General features: G+C 65.6%; 17 protein-coding genes and 1 tRNA gene. 10 read left to right on the forward strand and 8 right to left on the reverse strand.

Features of this window, described 5'->3' with window-relative positions; all coding sequences use genetic code 11:
- Nucleotides 1-5: 5 nt before the first annotated feature.
- Entirely contained in the window at nucleotides 6-1676 is a 1671-nt protein-coding gene (ctaD, locus tag V6U71_RS11760) for a cytochrome c oxidase subunit I (RefSeq protein WP_054729337.1), read from the reverse strand.
- A 17-nt stretch (nucleotides 1677-1693) separates the two neighbouring features.
- Nucleotides 1694-2803: a cytochrome c oxidase subunit II gene (coxB, locus tag V6U71_RS11765; RefSeq protein WP_411338647.1), complete on the reverse strand. Its 1110-nt coding sequence runs from the start codon at nucleotides 2801-2803 to the stop codon at nucleotides 1694-1696.
- 232 nt (nucleotides 2804-3035) lie between these two features.
- On the opposite strand from coxB, the gene pyrE reads away from it, so the two are divergent.
- From pyrE to V6U71_RS11790, 5 genes are read left to right on the forward strand one after another with little or no spacing between them, the layout of a single operon-like run.
- On the forward strand, nucleotides 3036-3626 hold the full coding sequence (gene pyrE / locus V6U71_RS11770) for an orotate phosphoribosyltransferase (protein ID WP_411338648.1): 591 nt from the start codon (nucleotides 3036-3038) through the stop codon (nucleotides 3624-3626).
- Nucleotides 3623-4372, forward strand: a complete 750-nt coding sequence (locus tag V6U71_RS11775) for a pyridoxine 5'-phosphate synthase (protein WP_411338649.1) — start codon at nucleotides 3623-3625, stop codon at nucleotides 4370-4372. Before pyrE ends, V6U71_RS11775 begins: the two co-directional genes overlap by 4 nt.
- Nucleotides 4369-4770: a holo-ACP synthase gene (gene acpS / locus V6U71_RS11780; RefSeq protein ID WP_411338650.1), complete on the forward strand. Its 402-nt coding sequence runs from the start codon at nucleotides 4369-4371 to the stop codon at nucleotides 4768-4770. Before V6U71_RS11775 ends, acpS begins: the two co-directional genes overlap by 4 nt.
- 7 nt (nucleotides 4771-4777) lie before the next feature.
- A complete protein-coding gene (gene lepB / locus V6U71_RS11785) occupies nucleotides 4778-5620 on the forward strand; it encodes a signal peptidase I (protein ID WP_411338651.1) in 843 nt (280 codons plus the stop codon).
- An 11-nt stretch (nucleotides 5621-5631) separates the two neighbouring features.
- On the forward strand, nucleotides 5632-6735 hold the full coding sequence (locus tag V6U71_RS11790; protein ID WP_411338652.1) for an AI-2E family transporter: 1104 nt from the start codon (nucleotides 5632-5634) through the stop codon (nucleotides 6733-6735).
- Nucleotides 6736-6827: 92 nt separating this feature from the next.
- On the opposite strand, the gene V6U71_RS11795 is transcribed toward V6U71_RS11790, so the two are convergent.
- The gene (locus tag V6U71_RS11795) at nucleotides 6828-7361 is read right to left on the reverse strand and encodes an FKBP-type peptidyl-prolyl cis-trans isomerase (protein ID WP_054729359.1); all 534 of its coding nucleotides are present in this window, start codon (nucleotides 7359-7361) and stop codon (nucleotides 6828-6830) included.
- 161 nt (nucleotides 7362-7522) lie between these two features.
- Entirely contained in the window at nucleotides 7523-7867 is a 345-nt protein-coding gene (gene rpoZ, locus V6U71_RS11800; protein WP_054588129.1) for a DNA-directed RNA polymerase subunit omega, read from the reverse strand.
- 145 nt (nucleotides 7868-8012) lie between these two features.
- Between rpoZ and V6U71_RS11805 the strand changes: the two genes are divergently transcribed.
- Nucleotides 8013-9209 carry a phospholipase D-like domain-containing protein gene (locus tag V6U71_RS11805; protein ID WP_411338653.1) on the forward strand — a complete coding sequence of 399 codons (1197 nt, stop codon included), beginning with the start codon at nucleotides 8013-8015 and terminating at the stop codon, nucleotides 9207-9209.
- A gap of 3 nt (nucleotides 9210-9212) precedes the next feature.
- Here V6U71_RS11805 and V6U71_RS11810 read toward each other — a convergent pair whose 3' ends face one another.
- Complete coding sequence (locus V6U71_RS11810) at nucleotides 9213-9848, reverse strand: class I SAM-dependent methyltransferase (protein WP_411338654.1); 636 nt, start codon at nucleotides 9846-9848, stop codon at nucleotides 9213-9215.
- A gap of 162 nt (nucleotides 9849-10010) precedes the next feature.
- Here V6U71_RS11810 and V6U71_RS11815 point away from each other — a divergent pair, with 162 nt between their 5' ends.
- Complete coding sequence (locus V6U71_RS11815) at nucleotides 10011-11309, forward strand: MFS transporter (RefSeq protein ID WP_411338655.1); 1299 nt, start codon at nucleotides 10011-10013, stop codon at nucleotides 11307-11309.
- Nucleotides 11310-11312: 3 nt separating this feature from the next.
- On the opposite strand, the gene V6U71_RS11820 is transcribed toward V6U71_RS11815, so the two are convergent.
- A complete protein-coding gene (locus V6U71_RS11820; protein ID WP_054729368.1) occupies nucleotides 11313-13637 on the reverse strand; it encodes a CDC48 family AAA ATPase in 2325 nt (774 codons plus the stop codon).
- Between the two features lie 162 nt (nucleotides 13638-13799).
- Here V6U71_RS11820 and V6U71_RS11825 point away from each other — a divergent pair, with 162 nt between their 5' ends.
- Nucleotides 13800-14678, forward strand: a complete 879-nt coding sequence (locus V6U71_RS11825) for a LysR substrate-binding domain-containing protein (RefSeq protein WP_054588133.1) — start codon at nucleotides 13800-13802, stop codon at nucleotides 14676-14678.
- A gap of 122 nt (nucleotides 14679-14800) precedes the next feature.
- On the opposite strand, the gene V6U71_RS11830 is transcribed toward V6U71_RS11825, so the two are convergent.
- Nucleotides 14801-14875 (reverse strand) — tRNA-Thr (locus V6U71_RS11830).
- A gap of 118 nt (nucleotides 14876-14993) precedes the next feature.
- Here V6U71_RS11830 and V6U71_RS11835 point away from each other — a divergent pair.
- On the forward strand, nucleotides 14994-15122 hold the full coding sequence (locus V6U71_RS11835) for a hypothetical protein (protein ID WP_411338656.1): 129 nt from the start codon (nucleotides 14994-14996) through the stop codon (nucleotides 15120-15122).
- 86 nt (nucleotides 15123-15208) lie between these two features.
- Nucleotides 15209-15649 carry an MAPEG family protein gene (locus V6U71_RS11840; RefSeq protein WP_411338657.1) on the forward strand — a complete coding sequence of 147 codons (441 nt, stop codon included), beginning with the start codon at nucleotides 15209-15211 and terminating at the stop codon, nucleotides 15647-15649.
- 6 nt (nucleotides 15650-15655) lie between these two features.
- On the opposite strand, the gene V6U71_RS11845 is transcribed toward V6U71_RS11840, so the two are convergent.
- The gene (locus V6U71_RS11845) at nucleotides 15656-16333 is read right to left on the reverse strand and encodes an MBL fold metallo-hydrolase (protein WP_411338658.1); all 678 of its coding nucleotides are present in this window, start codon (nucleotides 16331-16333) and stop codon (nucleotides 15656-15658) included.
- Nucleotides 16334-16360 lie beyond the last annotated feature (27 nt).

Raw genomic sequence — 16360 nt, forward strand, 5'->3', positions numbered from 1 at the left:
TAGTCTTACGCGATCCGGGGCAGTTCGTTGAACTGGTGGAACGGCGGCGGGCTCGACAGCGTCCATTCGAGCGTCGTCGCGCCTTCGCCCCACGGATTGTCGGCGGCCTTCTTGCCGGCGAACAGCGAGTAGATGATGTTCACGAAGAAGAAGATCATCCCGACGCCCATGATCACATATCCATAGGACGAGATCAGGTGCCAATGGGCATAGGCTTCCGCATAGTCGGGGTAACGGCGCGGCATGCCCTGCTGACCCAGGAAGTGCTGGGGGAAGAACATGACGTTGACGCCGATGAAGAAGATCCAGAAGTGCAGTTGGCCAAGCGCTTCGCTGTACATCCGGCCCGACATCTTCGGGAACCAGTAATAGAAGCCGGCGAAGAGCGAGAAGACCGCGCCCAGCGACAGCACATAGTGGAAGTGCGCGACGACATAATAGGTGTCGTGCAGGTTGGTGTCGACGCCGCCGTTGGCGAGAACGACGCCGGTGACGCCGCCCACGGTGAACATGAAGATGAAGCCGAGCGACCAGACCATCGGGGTCTTGAAGCTGAGCGAACCGCCCCACATCGTGGCAATCCAGCTGAAGATCTTGATGCCCGTCGGGACCGCGATGACCATCGTCGCTGCGGTGAAGTACATCTTCAGGTTCACGCTCATACCGACGGTGAACATGTGGTGCGCCCACACGATGAAGCCGACGACGCCGATCGCGACCATGGCGTACGCCATGCCGAGATAACCGAACACCGGCTTGCGGCTGAAGGTCGAGATGATCTGGCTGACAATGCCGAAGCCCGGCAGAATCATGATGTACACTTCGGGGTGGCCGAAGAACCAGAAGAGATGCTGGTAAAGCACCGGATCGCCGCCGCCCGTGGCGTCGTAGAAGGTGGTGCCGAAGTTGCGGTCGGTCAGCAGCATGGTGATCGCCGCAGCGAGAACCGGCAGCGCGAGCAGCAGCAGGAAGGCGGTGACCAGCACCGACCACACGAACAGCGGCATCTTGTGCAGGGTCATACCCGGCGCGCGCATGTTGAAGATGGTGGTGATGAAGTTGATCGCACCGAGGATCGACGCCGCACCCGCAAGATGGAGCGAGAAGATCGCCATGTCGACCGCAGGCCCGACCGAGCCGCTGGTCGACAGCGGAGCATAGACCGTCCAGCCCGTCCCGGCACCATTGCCGCTACCGCCCGGGACGAACAACGAACCGCACAGCATGACGAACGCGACCGCCGTCAGCCAGAAGGACACGTTGTTCATGCGCGGGAAGGCCATGTCGGGCGCGCCGATCATCAGCGGCACGAACCAGTTGCCGAAACCGCCGATCATCGCGGGCATGACCATGAAGAACACCATGATCAGGCCGTGCGCCGTGATCATCACGTTCCAGAAATGCTTTGCCGCCGTCAGGTCCTGCGCGCCGCCCATCGCCTGCGCCCAGGTCCCCAGATACTGGATGCCGGGGTGCGCGAGTTCAAGGCGCATCAGCCCCGACAGACCACCGCCGACGATGCCGGCGATGATCGCGAAGATCAGGTAGAGGGTGCCGATGTCCTTGTGGTTCGTCGACATGAACCAGCGGACAAAGAAGCCCGGGGTGTCGTGATCATGGTCGTCATGCGCATGGTCGTGGCCGTGCGCGGGTGCAGTCGCTGCGATATCGGTCATCTGTCGGACCCCTTGGATTATTTCTTGGCGGCCGGGACAGCGGCGGGAGCCGCAGCCGGCGCTGCTTCGGTCGTGGTGGCAGCCGGCGTGGCCGGCGCGGGAGCGGGCGCAGCCGCAGGCGTTGCGGCAGGAGCCGGCGCCGCAGCGGCAGGCGCCGCGGCCTCGGGACCGGCCGGGTTACCGCCCTTCGAGCGGACCCACGCTTCCCACTTGTCGACCGGCAGGACTTCGACCGCGATCGGCATATAGCCGTGATCGACGCCGCACAGTTCCGAACACTGGCCGTAATAGACACCGACCTTGGTCGGGGTGAAGGTCGTTTCGTTGGCGCGGCCGGGAACCGCGTCCATCTTGGTCCAGAAGGCGGGAACCGCGAAGCTGTGGATCACGTCGGCGCCGGTGATGATCAGCTTCACCTGACGGCCGACGGGAACGACCATGCGGTTATCGACGGCGAGGTGATAGGGCTCGCCGGCGGCCTTCGCCTGATCTTCGGTCAGGATCTTCGAGACATATTCGCCAATGCCCTGATCGGGATAGGCATAGCCCCAATACCATTGATAGCCGGTGACCTTGATCGTCAGCGCGTCCTTCTTCGGCGGTTCATATTGCGCCGCAAGCAGGCGGATCGACGGCACCGCGATCACGGCGAGGATCAGCACGGGGATCGCGGTCCAGATGATTTCGATGAAGGTGTTGTGCGTCGTCTTCGACGGCACCGGGTTCGCCTTGGCGCGGTAGCGAGCGATGACCCAGAGCAGCAAGCCCAGAACAAGCAGCGTGATGACCGTAATCACCGGCAACAGGATATAGTGGTTGAACCAATAGGCCTGCTCGCCGATCGGAGTGACCTGCGGCTGGAAGTTGATGCCCGCATCGACCGGCTGGCCAACACCGGGGGTCGGCTTCATCGGGACGTAAGTCGCATCGCCCGCAGGAACGGCGGCATCCTTTGCAGCCGGCGCAGCAACCGGAGCCGCCGAGTCAGGCGCTGCCGGTGCCGGATTCGCAGCCGTCGTCGCGGCGGGTGCTTCGGCAGGAGCCGCCGCCGGCGCCTGCGCATGGCCGGCGCCCACGGCGCCGAGCGACAAAGCCGCCGCGATTACAAGGGTTTTCAAGCTCTTCATAAGGATAGTGCCGCCCGTTGCTTGTTGTTATTCTGATGCTTCATTCCCGCCTTCGCCGACCGCGGACATGCGTCGCGGCCGCCGTCCGGCGGGCTGAATCTCGCGGGCGCTATAGACCCGCTTGCCGCTTGCCTCAAGCATCTCTAACACTATTTTACGGCAGGCAAATCCCGGCCGCCCAAACCCCGCCGTCCACCATGGACGACGACAGCAACAAAAGACCGATCTCCCGATGACCGACGATGAAATCCTGGCCGAATTCCGCGCCGCCGACGCCCTGCTGCAGGGCCATTTCCTTCTCTCCTCCGGCCGCCACAGCGAATATTATCTGCAGTGCGCGCGCGTGCTGATGGACACAGAGCGCGCCGGCCGGCTCGCGAGCGCCCTCGCCGCCAAGCTGCCGCGCGACCTTCGTCAGGCGATCGACATCGTTGTTTCGCCGGCGATGGGCGGCGTCATCATCGGACATGAAATGGGCCGGGCGCTCGGCAAGCCGGCGCTCTTCGTCGAGCGTCCGACGGGAACCTTCGAACTGCGCCGCGGCTTCGCGATCGAACCGGGCGCCAAGGTGCTGATGGTCGAGGACGTCGTGACGACCGGCCTGTCGTCGCGCGAAGCGATGGACGCCGTGCGCGCCGCCGGCGGCGACGTGATCGCCGAGGCCGCGCTCGTCGACCGCTCGGCCGGCAGCAACATCGACCTCGGCGTGCCCTTCTATCCGCTCGTCGCGATCAACTTCCCGACCTATGCCGCCGACGAACTGCCGCCCGAACTCGCGGCCACCCCGGCGATCAAGCCCGGCAGCCGGAGCGTCGCAGCTTGACCGGCAACGCCCCTTCCCGCCTGCGGCTCGGCGTCAACATCGACCATGTCGCGACGATCCGCAACGCGCGCGGCGGCGAGCATCCCGACCCGGTGCGCGCCGCCGAGATCGTCGCGGCGGTCGGCGGCGACGGTATCACCGCGCATCTGCGCGAGGACCGGCGTCATATCCGCGACGACGACCTTGCCCGCATTCAGGCGGCGACCGACCTGCCGCTCAATCTCGAGATGGCGGCAACCGACGAGATGCTCGAGATCGCGCTGCGCCACATGCCGCATGCCGCGTGCATCGTCCCCGAAAAGCGCGAGGAGCGTACGACCGAAGGCGGGCTCGACGCCGCGGGACAGCACAACCACCTCGCGCCGATCGTCGGCCGCCTCAATGACGCCGGTATCCGCGTCAGCCTGTTCATCGAACCCGATCCGCGCCAGATCGAGGCGGCGATGCGACTCAAGGCACCCGTCGTCGAATTCCACACCGGCCGCTACGCCCATTGCGAGGGCGAAGAGCGCGCCGCCGAGCTGCGCCGCCTCGCCGACGCCGCCGCGCTCGCATGGAAAAACGGCATCGAACCGCACGCCGGGCACGGCCTTACCTATGACAATGTCATTCCGGTCGCCGCGATCCCCCAGCTCGCCGAACTCAACATCGGCCATTATCTGATCGGCGAAGCGATCTTCACCGGGCTCGACACCGCGGTCCGGCGGATGCGCGACCTGATGGACGAGGCGCGAGGCGCGGTGTGATCATCGGTCTCGGCTCCGACCTCTGCAATATCGAGCGCATCCAGAATTCGCTCGACCGTTTCGGCGAACGCTTCGAAAAGCGCGTCTTTACCGACGTCGAGCGCGCCAAGGCGGCGCGTCGCCCTTTCACCCGCGCGGGAACCTACGCAAAGCGCTTCGCCGCCAAGGAGGCTTTTTCGAAAGCGGTCGGCACCGGCTTCAAGCGCGGCGTGTTCATGAAAGATATCGGCGTCGTCAACGCTCCCTCGGGCGCGCCGACGCTCGCGCTGACCGGCGGCGCGGCCGAACGGCTGGCGCAAATGATCCCCGCCGGCCACACCGCGCATATCCATCTGACGCTGACCGACGACCATCCTTGGGCGCAGGCCTTCGTCATTATCGAAGCAATCAGGGACTGACCGGGTTATGGCGAAGCAGGCGAACAAGGATGACGGAAGCTGGGGCAAGCTGATCCGCGATATCGTGGTCATTCTTCTGCTCGTGCTCGGCATCCATAGCTGCGTTGCCAAGCCTTTCTATATCCCGTCCGATTCGATGATGCCGGTGCTGCGCAACGGCGACCGGCTGATCGTCAGCAAATATCCCTATGGCTGGTCCTATTCGTCGGTCAGCTTCCACCTCGCGCCCAAGATCGAAGGCCGGTTGTTCGGCAAGCTGCCCGAACGCGGCGACATCGTGGTGCTCGAGCATCCGGTGACGCGGATCGACTATATCAAGCGCGTGATCGGCCTGCCCGGCGATACGATCGAACTCAGGAACGGCGAACTCAGCATCAACGGCAAAGCGGTGAAGCGCGAAGTCCAGCCGATGCTGTCGATCCCGGCCGACGCCAACACGCCCGGCCCCGACAGCAGCCTGTTCCGTTTCATCACCCGCGGCGCCGACGGGCGAACGGTCCTCGAACTGCCGATCGTTCGCGAAACGCTGCCCGGCGGCGCGACCTTCGACACGATCGACATGGGTCCGGGTTATACGACCGATGATTATGGACCGATCACGGTGCCCGCGGACCATGTCTTCCTGATGGGCGACAACCGGGACGGCAGCGCCGACAGCCGCGTGTCGACCGACCGCAAGGGGCTGGGCGGCCCGGTCCCGTTCGACGCCATCGCCGGCCGCGCCGAAATCATCAGCTTTTCGACCGACGGCACGGCAAAATGGTTTAATCCGCTGAGCTGGTTCCAGGCGCTGCGATCGGGACGCGCGGGAACCGATCTACGGCCGGAGCGTGACGCCAAGACAAAGTAGGAGCGCGGGACATGGTTGAGCGGAAAGAGCGCGCGCAGGCCCGCGCCAAGGCGACCGCCAACGCCCCCGGCCCGACCGAGATCCGCAGCCAACTCGTTCGTAGCGAGCTTTTGAAGGCAAGCGTCTGGATCGGCCTTGCGCTGTTCGTCGGCGTCTGCGTCATCCTGATCCAGCCGATCCTGCTGATCTTTGCCGGCATCGTCATGGCGTCGATGCTCGACGGCGGCACCCGCCTGCTAGGCCGCGTCCTGCCGATCGCTCGCGGCTGGCGGTTGCTGATCGTCTGCCTGTCGCTCGTCGTCTTCCTTGTCTGGACGATGATGTTCGCGGGCTCGCAGATCGCCGATCAGGCCGCAACGCTCCAGACCGTGGTGATGGGACAGGTCGAGCGCATCGCCGCTTGGGCGAGCGAGCATGGCATGGGCAATTTGCAACTCGACACAAAGACGATCACCGACAATCTGGCCGGCACCTTCGGCCGGGTCACGGCGGCGGTCGGTACGGTGCTCGGCGCGCTGACCAGCCTCGTCATGGTCCTCGTTCTCGGCATCTTCATCGCGATCGAACCGCGACTATACGAACGCGGCGTCGCGTGGATGCTGCCGATGAAGAGCCGCGAGAATTTCTATATCACCACCGCGCGCATGGGCTTCACGCTGCGGCGGCTGATGGCGGGGCGCCTGCTCGGCATGCTGGTCGAAGGAATCGGAACCTGGCTCGCCTGTCTGATGGTCGGCATTCCGATGGCGGCGCTGATGGGCCTCCTCACCGGGCTGCTCGCCTTCATTCCCAATATCGGGGCGATCGTGTCCGGGGTGCTGCTCGTTCTCGTCGGTTTTTCGGCGGGCACCGACACCGGCCTGTGGGCGATCGCCATCTATTTCATCGTCCAGACGGTCGATGGCTATCTGATCGTGCCGATGGTCGCGAAGCAGACGGTCGACCTCGCGCCCGCCCTCGTCCTCGGCGCACAGATATTGTTCGGCGCGCTGCTCGGCATCATGGGCCTGTTCCTCGCCGACCCGATCGTCGCGATGATCAAGGTCGCGCTGGAACGCGAGGCCGAACGCAACGCCGGGGCGCTGCCCAAAACGAAAGCGGCGGCAGGCTCCTAAGCCGAGAACGTCGCCCCCGCGAAGGCGGGGGCCTCTGGCAACCTTGCGCTATGCCGACTGCGGCCCCCGCCTTCGCGGGGGCGACGGCTATTCTATTGTTGCGGCGCGCCCGGCGGAGGACCCGCCGGTGCGCCCGGACCGCCCGGACCACCCTGCTGCATCATCTGTTGCTGCTGCATCATCTGCTGCATCGCGCGGACTTCCGCTTCCGACCGGAAATCGAGCAGTTCGACGTCGAAGTGGAGCGTGCTGCCGGCGGGAATCGGTCCCGTCTCGCGGTTGCCATAGCCGAGCTGCGGCGGGATGCTGATCTTGTACTTGCCGCCCTTCTGCATCCGGGTCAGCGCGTCGGCAAAGCCCGGAACGACCTGCGCCACCTGCATCGGCGCCTGTTCGTTGGCGTCGAAAACCGTGCCGTCGTCGAGCTTGCCTTCATATTTGACGAGCACGACATCGGCCTTGGTCGGGCTGGGTCCGGTGCCCGCCTTTACCACCTCGAACCCGATGCGCGGCGTGCTGAAAACGGCGAAACCGATCGCCACCGCGACCAGCGCGGCAAGCGATACCCACAGCAGCCACAGGCCGCCCTTGCTTACCGGACGCAATGGAACCGTTGTGACGCTCATGACCGCTGATCCTTCCCCTGCCCCGGCCGGGGCGCGAATACCGCGCCCGCCTATAGGCGGAGCGGCGCCGGGCGGTCCAGAGGCAATTGCCATTCTCCCGGCCATGAAAAAGGGGCCACGGTTTCCCGCGGCCCCTTTTTTGTCCAGTCGAGCGTTGGCGCTTATTCGAAGTCGCCGCCACCGCCGGCCGGGCTGCGCGGCGGAGCCGCGGCCGTGAGGCGAAGCGCTTCGGCCGAACGGCTGATCGAGCTGATTTCATCGGGGGTATCGTCATCGTCGACGACGACCTTCTGCATCGAACCGACCAGCGTTTCCGACAGATCTTTCGGGCGCACAGTTTGTTCGGCGATCTCGCGCAGGGCGACGACGGGATTCTTGTCGCGGTCGCGGTCGATGGTCAGCTCCGAGCCACCCGAGATCTCGCGCGCGCGATGCGCCGAGAGCAGAACCAGGTCGAAACGGTTGGGAACTTTGTCGACGCAATCCTCGACGGTAACGCGGGCCATAGTAATTCCTTGATAGAGGAGAGGCCAGCCTTTGGGGGGCTGGCGGCAAGCGCTGCGCGCTAGCAGCGGCGCGGGCGAATGTCAATCAAACCGCCCGCTCGTCGCCCCCTTGCCCCCGTCGCCGCGCCCGGCCTATGAGCGACCCATGTCCGCACATCCCCTCCCCGTCGGCGACGCCAGGACGCTGACGGCCGATGTGGCCGGGCATCGGCTCGAGGTCATCGTCGACGGCGAAGCCCGGCTTGCGCGCATCCTGTCGCTGCTCGGCGGCGCGATCCGCAGCATCGATATGGTCATGTACATCTTCAAGCACGATGCCGCGGGCAGCCGGGTGCTCGACGCAATGACCGCGGCGGCGAAACGCGGAGTGCGCGTCCGCGCGGTGATCGACAGCTTCGGATCCTCGGACATCTCCGATAGCGTTTTCGGACCGTTGCGCGCCGCCGGAGGCAGCGTGACCTTCTTCTCCCGCCACTGGCGGTCGAGCTATCTGGTCCGCAACCACCAGAAGCTGCTGCTGATCGACGACCATGTCGCGGTGACCGGCGGCTTCAACATCGCCGATCCCTATCTCAGCAACCGGCGCACGCATTGCTGGTTCGACCTTGGCATCGTCGTGCGCGGACCGACTGTCGCGCGCATGGTCGAATGGTTTGCCGAAATCCATGACTACACCGTCCACAACGACGGCAAGCTGCTGATGCTGCGCCGGCTGATCCGCGAATGGCCGGTCGACGGCGGACCGGTCTCGTGGCTCGTCGGCGGCCCCACACAGCGCCTGTCGCCCTGGGCGCGGTCGGTCCGCGCCGATCTCGACGGTGCGAAGCAACTCGACATGGCGATGGCCTATTTTTCGCCCGGCCAAGGCATGCTGCGACGGCTCGGGCGGCTGGCAAAGCGCGGCCGCGCCCGCTTCGTGATGGCGGCAAAGTCCGACAATCCCGCGACGATCGGCGCCTCGCGGCTGCTGTTCGGCTATCTGTTGCGCAAAAGAGCAACAATCTGGGAATATCTCCCGTGCCGGCTGCATATGAAACTGATCATCGTGGACGACGTCGTCCATGTCGGCACCGCGAACTTCGACATGCGCAGCCTGTTCGTCAACGTCGAGGTGATGCTGCGCGTCGCCGATGCCGGATTCGCACGTCAGATGCGCGATTTCATCGCCGGGCTGGAGCCCGATTGCGACGTCATTACGCCCGAAATCCAGAAAGCGCGCGCCGGCTGGCTGACCCGGCTGCGCTGGATATTGTCGTGGTTCGTCGTCGGCGTCGCCGATTACACCGTCACGCGAAGGCTCAACTTCGGTCTCGCCGAAACGGATCCCGATACCGAGGTTTAGAGCTCAGTCTTTCCAGCCCCAGAAGAGGAAGCAGGGCGGCACATTCACCCATTCGAACGCATTGTCGATGCGGTTGAAATGCGTCGCGAGGAAATCGCGCGCGCGGGCGCGGAACTGATAGACGAGGAAAGCGCCACCGGGGCGCAGCGCGCGATGCGTCGCCGCCGCGATGGCCGGGCCGACACCGGCGGGCAGCGTCGAGAACGGGAGGCCGGAGAGGACATAATCGGCATGCGCGAAGCCGTGCGCGGCGATGATTTCCTCGACATCCGCCGCCGACCCGTGAACCGCGATGAAGCGGCTGTCACGGATATCCCCCCGCAGATAGTCGATGAAATCCTCGTTGGTGTCGATCGCGATCAGCGTCGCATCGCCCGCCATCTTTTCCAGCACCGGGCGACAAAAGGTGCCGACACCGGGGCCATATTCGACGAACAGCTTCGTATTCTTCCAGTCGACGGGCTTCAGCATGTGGCGGATCAGCGTTGGTGACGACGGCACGATCGATCCCACCATCACCGGGTGCTTGATGAACCCGCGGACGAACATGCCCCACGGCCCGAAAAAGCGCTTCAGCCTTTCGCGGATCTTGCGGATCGGCGCGACGTTCGATTGGGCCTGCGCCCGGGGATTGGTCATGATGGCTTTCGCGTTGTTGCGGCTGGCCAATTGCGTGGCAAAATCGGCGCGCGGGCGCAAGGAAAGAGTGGGGGTTGACTCTGGACAGAACGCCCTGCCGGTGTAGGGAGAGTGTCGCACGCGACGAGCCGAAGGCGGCAGGCACAGGCAGGGGAACAGGACATGGCGACCGTATCGCACTCCATCCCCGCCGACCGGATGGCGGTGCTGTTCGCGGTCATGCTGGTCGCGGCGGCGGGAAATACCGCGATGCAGTCGATCCTTCCCGCGATCGGGACGACGTTGCACATCCCCGACGTGTGGGTCAGCCTGGCCTTCAGCTGGTCGGCGCTGCTCTGGGTCCTCACCGCGCCGCACTGGGCGCGCCAGTCGGACAAGCGCGGGCGCAAGGCGCTGATGGCGCTTGGCGTCGTCGGCTTCCTTTCGTCGATGGCGCTCTGCGGCATTGTGCTCTGGGCGGGGCTGAAGGGCCTGATCGGCGCCGGCATCACCTTCATCGTCTTCGCACTGTTCCGCAGCCTTTACGGCGGGCTCGGTTCGGCCGCGCCGCCCGCGGTACAGGCCTATGTCGCCTCGCGCACCGACCCGGCGGAACGCACGCAAGCGCTGTCGCTCGTCTCCTCCTCCTTCGGCCTCGGAACGGTGATCGGACCGGCGGTCGCTCCCTATTTCATCCTGCCCGTCGTCGGCCTCGCGGGGCCGATGATCGTTTTTGCGGTCATCGGCCTGGTTGTGCTGATCCTTTTGCGCTGGCGCCTGCCGAACGACACGCCGAGGTTCGCGGCGCGCGGCGCGATTGCGCCCTACCCGCTGTCCGCCGGACCGGCCGAACCGACCAGCGAGGAAGAGAATGATCCCGACGCGCCGCCGCAGGAAGCGCTGAGCTGGCGCGATCAGCGCGTTCGCCCGTGGCTGCTCGCCGGCTTCTGGGGCGGACAGGCGCAGGCGATGATGCTCGGGGTTATCGGGTTCCTGATCCTCGACCGGCTCGATTTGCGGACTGATCCCGACACCGCCGCCAGATTGACCGGAACGGTGCTGATGGCGGGCGCCTTCGCGACCCTGCTCGCGCAATGGGGGCTGATTCCGCTGTTCAAGCTGACCCCGCGCCCGACGGTTTTGTGGGGCGCCCTGCTCGCCATCGCCGGGATATTGATGACCGGCCTCGCGCAGGACCTCCACGGCATCGTTATCGGCTTCGCGCTCGCCTCGCTCGGTTTCGGCCTCTTCCGCCCCGGTTTCACGGCAGGGTCGTCGCTCGCGGTGCCCCGCCGCGATCAGGGTGCAGTCGCGGGGATGACCGCGTCGATCAACGGCTCGGCCTATATCATCTCGCCCGCGATCGGCGTGCTGCTCTACAACTGGCACCCAATGGTCGCTTATGGCCTGATGGCGGCATTCTGCGGCTGGCTGGTGCTGTGGGGCTGGTCCGCGCTGCGGCTGGACCAGCCCAAAGCCTAGGAATTACTCCTTGTCGACTTCCTCATGCTTCCGCTCGCGGACCGGCTTGAGCATGCCCGGCGCGAAGAAGCCGATCGGATTCACGCTCATCGCCGCCTGCTTGATCTCGCCCTGGATCTTTTCATAATCCTTCTCCATCGCCTCGGTCACCGAGGCGCGGGTGTCCTTCAGCGCTTCTTCGAAGTCGGCCATCGTCACCGTGTCGCTGTCCATCGACCGCTTGAGCGCCGCGAGCCCGGCGCGGCGCGTCAGATCTTCCAGATCGGCACCGGTGAAGCGATCCGTCCTTTCGGCGAGCGCCGCCAGATCGACATCGCCCGCCAGCGGCATCTTGCCCGTCTGGATTTCGAGGATGCGCTGGCGCCCCTCGGCATTGGGCACCGACACATAGATGAGCTCGTCGAGCCGGCCCGGCCGCAGCAGTGCCGGATCGATCAGGTTCGGGCGGTTGGTCGCGCCGATAACGACGACCGACTGCATCTCCTCGATCCCGTCCATCTCGGCGAGGATCGTGTTGACGACACGCTCGGTCACCTGCGGTTCGCCCGACGTCCCACCGCCCCGGGCGGGAACGAGGCTGTCGAGTTCGTCGATGAAGATGATCGTCGGCGCCACCGCGCGGGCGCGGGCGAACAGCCGCGCAATCTGCTGCTCACTCTCGCCATACCATTTCGACAGCAGGTCCGACGATTTGATCGAGATGAAATTGGCATCGGATTCGCGCGCCGCCGCCTTCGCGAGCAGGGTCTTGCCGGTTCCCGGCGGGCCATAGAGCAGGAAGCCCTTGGCCGGACGGATGCCGAGGCGGCGGAACGCCTCGGGGTTCTTCAGCGGCAGTTCGATACCTTCGATCAACTTGTCGCGCGCCGCGTCGAGCCCGCCGATGTCGCTCCACCGCGTCTTCGGCGCCTGCACCATCACCTCGCGCATCGCCGACGGCTGCACGCGCTTCAGCGCATTGTTGAAGTCCTCGCGCGTTACCCGCAGTTCGTCGAGCACCTCGGGCGGGATCGTCCCTTCCTCGAGGTTCAGCTTCGGCATGATCCGCCGCACCGCTTCGATCGCCGCCTCGCGCGTCAGCGCCGCCATGTCGGCGCCGACGAAGCCGAACGTCGTCCGGGCAAGTTCGTCGAGGTCGACATTCTCGCCGAGCGGCATACCGCGGGTATGGATGCCCAGGATTTCGCGCCGTCCCTTTTCGTCGGGAACGCCGATCACGATTTCGCGGTCGAAGCGGCCGGGCCGCCGCAGCGCCTCGTCGATCGCGTCGGGACGGTTGGTCGCCGCGATGACGACCAGATTGGTGCGCGGTTCGAGCCCGTCCATCAGCGTCAGCAATTGCGCGACGAGCCGCTTTTCGGCCTCGCCCTGCACCTGCCCGCGCTTCGGCGCGATCGAATCGATCTCGTCGATGAACAGGATCGATGGCGCCGACTTGGCCGCCTGTTCGAAGATATCGCGCAGCCGCTTTTCGGATTCGCCATAGGCGGACCCCATGATCTCGGGTCCGTTGATCAGGAAGAATTGCGCCTCGCTTTCATTCGCGACGGCGCGCGCCAGCCGCGTCTTGCCCGTTCCCGGCGGGCCGTGCAGCAGCACCCCGCGCGGCGGATCGACGCCGAGGCGGCGGAACAGCTCGGGGTAGCGGAGCGGCAGTTCGACCATCTCGCGAAGCTGGTCGATCGTCTCGCCCAAGCCGCCCAGATCGTCATAGGTGACGTCGGTGCGGCGCGAATCCTGCGGCTCCTGAAATTCGGGAAGCAGCTCGACCTCGGTATTTTCATCGATGAAAACGACACCCTTGGGGCTCGCCGACACGACGAGCAGGCGCACTTCGGCGAGGGCATAGGCCGGCGCGTTGAGCATCTGGCGGAGCTGCGGCGGCATATCGCCCGCCGACACCCGCTGCTGCCCCGCGGTCGCGACGGTATCCCCCGCGACCAGCGGCCGCCCGAAGAAGCTGCGCTTCAGCGCGTTCGCCGACCCCTGGAGGCGGAGATTTTCCTGCGCCGGCGCAAACACGACCCGCGTCGCGGGGCGCGTCTCGACCCGGCTCAGCGTCACCATGTCGCCGGCACCCGCACCGGCATTGGCGCGTTGCAGGCCGTCGAGGCGGACGACTTCGAGCCCCTCGTCCTCGGCATAGGGCGCCATCACGCGCGAGGCAGTTTCGCGCTTGCCGTTGATCCCGATAATATCGCCTTCGGTCACCCCGAGTTCGGCCATCGCGGCGCGCGAAATCCGCGCGACCCCGCCGCCGCTTTCCTCGGCGCGCGCATTGGCGACCTGCAGCTTGACTTGCTTTTCTTTTACCGGTGCATCCGCCAACGCGTTTCTCCCTCAAAAAGGTCAGAACGGCAAAGATAGGATGGTCGTTCCCGATTTGCGACCCCCCGGCGAAGCGATCGGCGCGAAAGCAAATTATACTGCACCGCACAATAATTCTGGCGTGACTTCGCACGCCATGGCATCATTGTGCCCGGCACGAACATGGCACGTCTTCCTCCCCTCAGCAGCATGGAGGCCTTTCTCGAGGTCGCCCGCCACGGCACGGTAAAGGCCGCGGCAACCGAGCTCGGACTGTCGATGCCGGCGCTGTCGCGGCGTATCCAGACGCTCGAACATGCGGTCGGCCGGCCATTGTTCAACCGCCACCATCACGGGCTCAGCCTGACCGAGGCGGGTCGCGAGTTGCAGGATCATCTGGCACCGATTCTCGACGAACTGCGTGGCGCGATCAGCCGTGCCGGCAGCCCGGATGCCTCGCTCCGACTTCACCTCAACGTTCTGCCGCTCTTTGCGCAGCAGCGCCTCTTCCCGCGCCTGCCCGAACTGCGCCGTGAGCACCCCGAACTGCATATCGATATCGAGACGATGTCGCATGGTGAGGCACGGCTGGGTGACGGCATCGATGCCGCAATAGCCCTGGCGCGGGCGATCGACCCGGCACTTTATGCGGCGCGGCTCGATCAGGACAAGGTGTTCCCGATCGCCTCACGCACGCTGACCGACGGCGACCGCCCGCTCACCGTCCCCGAACAATTGCAGCGCTCGACGATCCTGCTCCACCGCGAAATGCCCGAGACGTTCAGCGAGTGGAAACAGGCGATCGGCATGCCCTATCTCGAACCGGCGGGGACCGATTTCTTCGATTCGGGACCGTTGATGCTCGAAGCGGCGGCGCAGGGCATCGGGGTCGCCTTCATGCACGGCCATCATTTCGACGATGCGCAGGATCCGCGGCTCGTCCGGCTGTTCGATTTCGACGTCGACAGCCCGTACAGCTACTGGTTCGTCTGCCGCCCGCGCGCGCTGCGCCAGCCGGCGGTCAAGCTGTTCCACGACTGGTTGCTGGCGGCGAAAATCTGATTTTTCCGAAGACGAAAGCGGCACCGGCCCGCTCCCCCTCCCGGCCTCCCCGACGATAGTAGCCTATGGGAGGCCGGGAGGGGGAGCGGGCCGGTGCCGAATTGCGTATCAAAGCCGGAAAATGGTGCTGCTGGAGAGGATTGAACTCTCGACCTCACCCTTACCAAGGGTGCGCTCTACCACTGAGCTACAGCAGCAGCCTGATGCCGCAGAGCACGTCGGTGCCGGGCAGGCGCGGCCTATGGCGGGGCGCCCTTCGCCTGTCAAGGTGCGAAGGCTTGACGCTGCGCCGATTTCGCGGGCAAGGATCGCGCCGTGAGCAAGCCGCCCTCCCCCGCCGATCTCGAACGCGAACGCCGCCTCGCGGAGGCGCTGCGCGCCAACCTGCGCAAGCGCAAGGCGCAGGCGCGCGAGGCGAAGCCGGAAACCCCGCCGGAAAACTGAGCCGTACCGCGCGGCCTTGCGCTCGCTTTCGGCCGATGCCACACCCGGCCGAGGGCCGCAGTCGCCGGCCGGGAGGGGGACCCGATATGATAATGTTGCCGATCAGCCTGACCATCGCCGCGGGCGCGGCGCTGCTCAACCTCTGGCTTACTGTCCGCGTCGGGCGGGTGCGAAAGCAAGAGAAGATTTTCGTAGGCGACGGCGGCAACGAGGCGGTGATCCGCCGCATGCGCGCGCACAGCAATTTCGTCGAAAACACCGCTTTCGTGCTGATCCTGCTCGCGCTGATCGAACTCGGTATCGGCTCGTCGCTGTGGCTGTGGGGCGCAGGCGCGCTCTACCTCGTCGGGCGCATTCTCCACGCCCTCGGCATGGACGGCATGCGGTGGGGCCGGATGGCGGGGACGATCATCACGATCCTGACCCAGCTCGGGCTCGCGATCACTGCGCTCGTCGCGGTGTACCTGACGCCGGTCAGCTTTACGTCGACCGAGATCGTCGAAACCGAAGCGGTCACACCTCGATAGGCGGGATTACCCGCCCATCGCCATATCGCTGACATAGGGGTTCGTCCGCCGCTCGTGCGCGAAATTGCTGTGCGGGCCGTGACCGGGCAGGAAGGTCGTGTCGCCGCCGAGCGGCCACAGCTTCTGCGTGATCGAATCGAGCAGTTGCTGGTGATTGCCGCGCGGAAAGTCGGTGCGGCCGATCGATCCCTGGAACAGCACGTCGCCGACTAGCGCCAGCTTCGACGGCGCATGATGGAAGACGACATGACCGGGCGTGTGTCCCGGACAGTGGATGACGTCGATGACCAGATTGCCCACGGTCACCGTGTCGCCGTCGACGAGCCAGCGGTCGGGCTCGAAAATCTCGCCGGTCATGCCGAAGCGCGCGCCGTCCTCGCCCAACCGCTCGATCCAGAAACGATCGTCCTCGTGCGGCCCCTCGATTGGCACGCCCAGCTCTTTCGCCAGCACACCGGCCTGACCGCAATGGTCCATATGACCATGGGTGACGAGGATCTTTTCGACCTCCACCCCGGTCTGTCGCACCGCTTCGCGGAGCTTTTCGAGATCGCCGCCCGGATCGATGAAGGCCGCCTTGTTCGTCTCGGTGCACCACATCAGGGTGCAATTCTGTTCGAAGGCGGTGACCGGCACGATCGCGGCGCGCATCGGGGGATTCGGGGAGGGATTGGGAGCGTTCATGGCGGCCGATGTGGGGAAAGCCGGCCA

Origin of the sequence: Sphingopyxis sp. J-6 (assembly GCF_046603995.1) — a bacterium.
Classification (GTDB): Bacteria; Pseudomonadota; Alphaproteobacteria; order Sphingomonadales; family Sphingomonadaceae; genus Sphingopyxis.

Bases quoted from the DNA above. Each gene is read 5' to 3' on its own strand.
- ctaD (WP_054729337.1), bottom strand. From the start codon at position 1,676: ATGACCGATATCGCAGCGACTGCACCCGCGCACGGCCACGACCATGCG.
- coxB (WP_411338647.1), bottom strand. From the start codon at position 2,803: ATGAAGAGCTTGAAAACCCTTGTAATCGCGGCGGCTTTGTCGCTCGGC.
- pyrE (WP_411338648.1), top strand. From the start codon at position 3,036: ATGACCGACGATGAAATCCTGGCCGAATTCCGCGCCGCCGACGCCCTG.
- lepB (WP_411338651.1), top strand. From the start codon at position 4,778: ATGGCGAAGCAGGCGAACAAGGATGACGGAAGCTGGGGCAAGCTGATC.
- V6U71_RS11790 (WP_411338652.1), top strand. From the start codon at position 5,632: ATGGTTGAGCGGAAAGAGCGCGCGCAGGCCCGCGCCAAGGCGACCGCC.
- V6U71_RS11795 (WP_054729359.1), bottom strand. From the start codon at position 7,361: ATGAGCGTCACAACGGTTCCATTGCGTCCGGTAAGCAAGGGCGGCCTG.
- rpoZ (WP_054588129.1), bottom strand. From the start codon at position 7,867: ATGGCCCGCGTTACCGTCGAGGATTGCGTCGACAAAGTTCCCAACCGT.
- V6U71_RS11805 (WP_411338653.1), top strand. From the start codon at position 8,013: ATGTCCGCACATCCCCTCCCCGTCGGCGACGCCAGGACGCTGACGGCC.
- V6U71_RS11810 (WP_411338654.1), bottom strand. From the start codon at position 9,848: ATGACCAATCCCCGGGCGCAGGCCCAATCGAACGTCGCGCCGATCCGC.
- V6U71_RS11815 (WP_411338655.1), top strand. From the start codon at position 10,011: ATGGCGACCGTATCGCACTCCATCCCCGCCGACCGGATGGCGGTGCTG.
- V6U71_RS11825 (WP_054588133.1), top strand. From the start codon at position 13,800: ATGGCACGTCTTCCTCCCCTCAGCAGCATGGAGGCCTTTCTCGAGGTC.
- V6U71_RS11840 (WP_411338657.1), top strand. From the start codon at position 15,209: ATGATAATGTTGCCGATCAGCCTGACCATCGCCGCGGGCGCGGCGCTG.
- V6U71_RS11845 (WP_411338658.1), bottom strand. From the start codon at position 16,333: ATGAACGCTCCCAATCCCTCCCCGAATCCCCCGATGCGCGCCGCGATC.